This is a genomic window from Sphaerisporangium flaviroseum (genome assembly GCF_039537005.1).
GTDB lineage: Bacteria > Actinomycetota > Actinomycetes > Streptosporangiales > Streptosporangiaceae > Sphaerisporangium > Sphaerisporangium flaviroseum.
This window is the reverse complement of record NZ_BAAAZR010000018.1, coordinates 1-2,065: the sequence shown is the minus strand read 5'-3', so window position 1 is coordinate 2,065 and position 2,065 is coordinate 1. Positions and strand designations below refer to the sequence as shown.

General features: G+C 68.7%; 3 protein-coding genes. 1 reads left to right on the top strand and 2 read right to left on the bottom strand.

Annotation, left to right across the window (positions count from 1 at the left end; translation table 11 throughout):
- A partial coding sequence (locus tag ABD810_RS23830; RefSeq protein WP_344944462.1) for a bifunctional 3'-5' exonuclease/DNA polymerase occupies positions 1-977 on the top strand: 977 nt, incomplete at its 5' end.
- A gap of 1 nt (position 978) precedes the next feature.
- On the opposite strand, the gene ABD810_RS23825 is transcribed toward ABD810_RS23830, so the two are convergent.
- Together ABD810_RS23825 and ABD810_RS23820 are read right to left on the bottom strand one after the other, a co-directional pair.
- Positions 979-1,170: a hypothetical protein gene (locus ABD810_RS23825; RefSeq protein ID WP_344944459.1), complete on the bottom strand. Its 192-nt coding sequence runs from the start codon at positions 1,168-1,170 to the stop codon at positions 979-981.
- Between the two features lie 90 nt (positions 1,171-1,260).
- Complete coding sequence (locus tag ABD810_RS23820) at positions 1,261-1,662, bottom strand: hypothetical protein (protein WP_344944456.1); 402 nt, start codon at positions 1,660-1,662, stop codon at positions 1,261-1,263.
- Positions 1,663-2,065 lie beyond the last annotated feature (403 nt).

The following is a 2,065-nucleotide window of genomic DNA, read 5'->3' as shown; positions in this document are numbered from 1 at the left end:
TCGGCGGCGCGGTCAACCCCGACTCCCCGCAGCAGATCGTCAAGGCCTTCAAGTCCGCCGGCCTGGCCGTCTCCTCCACGAGGTCCCATGTGCTCAAGCAGGTCGACCATCCGGCGGTCGCGCCCCTTCTGGCCTACAAGGAGCTTGCCCGGCTCTACAGCTTCCACGGCTGGACGTGGGCCCACCAGTGGGTGCGCGGGCACCGCTTCCACCCCGAGTACGTGGCGGGCGGCGTGGTGTCGGGCCGCTGGGCCACCAGCGGGGGAGGTGCGTTGCAGATCCCCAAGGTGATGCGCCGGGTGGTGGTCGCCGACGACGGATGGCGGCTGGTCGTGGCCGACGGGGCGCAGCTCGAACCTCGCGTGCTCGCGGCGATGGCCGGTGACAGAGGCCTGGCCCGCGCCGCGGGAGAGATCGATCTGTACGCCGCGCTCGCCCAGGCCTTCGGCGGCGACCGCGACAGCGCCAAGATCGCCATGCTGTCCGCGATGTACGGCGGGACCAGCGGCGACGCTCCGAAGTTGCTGGCCATCATGCGCCAGAGGTTCCCGCAGGCGTACGCCTTCGTGGAGGACGCGGCGAAGGCGGGCGAGGAAGGCCGCCTGGTGCGTTCCTGGCTCGGGCGCACCTGCCCCCCGCCGTCGGCGCGCTGGCTCGACCTTGTGTCCGGGCCCGAGGGGGGCCGCGCGGCTCGCGACCGGGGGCGGTTCACCCGCAACTTCGTCGTCCAGGCCACGGCCGCCGAGTGGGCGCTCACCCTTATGGCCCTGCTGCGGGGGCTGTTGCCCGCCCCGGCTCGTCTGGTGTTCTTCCAGCACGACGAGGTGATGGTCCACTGCCCGCAGGAGCTCGCGGCCGAGGTGTCGGCGGCGGTGGGCCGAGCCGCAGAGGAGGCCACGCGGTTGCTGTTCGGCGAGACCTCGGTCCGCATCCCGATGCAAGCTGTGGCGGTGTCCTGCTACGGCGATGCGAAGTAGCTCAAGCGAGGGCCCTGATCAGGAGCAGCGACTTCTTGGCCGCCCACCCGATCAGGCCGAGGCTGAAGGCACCCTGGACGGCGCGCAACCAGCCTGGGGTCGTCGTGGCGGCGAACACCACCACGCCTAGCCAGAGCAGGCCGAACACCGCTACCAGGGTCACAGCCGCCCAGTTCAGCCACCGCATCCACATGGGGGAAGTCTCCCAGGACGACCCTCATGTCCCGGCAAAGGGCGTCATCTCCGGACGTGAGGTTGCCTGGCCGACTTCGCCGGGATCGTGTTACCGAGGCAGCCTTCGTGCGGCGCCGGAGCACCCGCGCATCCGCGCGCTGGTCCTTATGCGGTTCGGTGGCGTCTCCTGCAAGTGGGCGAGGAGCTCCTCCGCCATACGGGCATCCGCGAGGATGCGCATGGCCTCCTCGTCGTCACCAGGCAACTGTCCCCTCTTGCCGAGCTCGTGACGCAGGTACGTCAGCGGGCTGGGGTCGCCGACGGCGTCGGAGGCAACGGTCGCCCGGGCGGCCGTCAGCAAACCCAGATACCGGGCGCGAAGTGTTGCCTCCCGCAGCCGCGCCTGCTCCAAGTCGTCAAGCAGGGTTCGGGCGATCTGCAGTAGATCGTCCGAGTCGCCCTCCTCCGCCGCGATGTGAGCACGGATGTCGTCGAACTCCGACCGCGTCATGATGACCACCTCCACGGGCGGGGTTCCGGGCACCGGGGTGGCGCCAGCGGAGTCCCGCACCCTCTTCGTAACGTCTGGCGATTGCGGATGACTTGCTGGCGGGTTGCGCCGGCGCGAATCGCTCGCTGTTTGGGATGGCTGAGGGGCGGGAAAGGTTTACCGGATATCAAAGTGGCGTTCGAGGTGTCTGAGGGCTGCTAGAGTTTCCCCTCGTTGGGCGGCGATCAGCGTCCGAAAGATCCTAAAAATCTTGAGGGATAGCAGGCTGCCCACACACCGGCTGACTGTCCAGATTCTCCTGATTGATGCGCAAAGGTGGCATCTGTCCGGTTGGTCTGGTAAGGTAGACGGGTTGCCCTGGCGACGGGGTGGCGCTGAACTTGTGGTGGTTTGAGGTGGTTAC

Excerpts from the sequence above, each read along its gene's own strand:
- ABD810_RS23820 (WP_344944456.1), bottom strand. The coding sequence starts at position 1,662 with ATGACGCGGTCGGAGTTCGACGACATCCGTGCTCACATCGCGGCGGAG.
- ABD810_RS23825 (WP_344944459.1), bottom strand. The coding sequence starts at position 1,170 with ATGTGGATGCGGTGGCTGAACTGGGCGGCTGTGACCCTGGTAGCGGTG.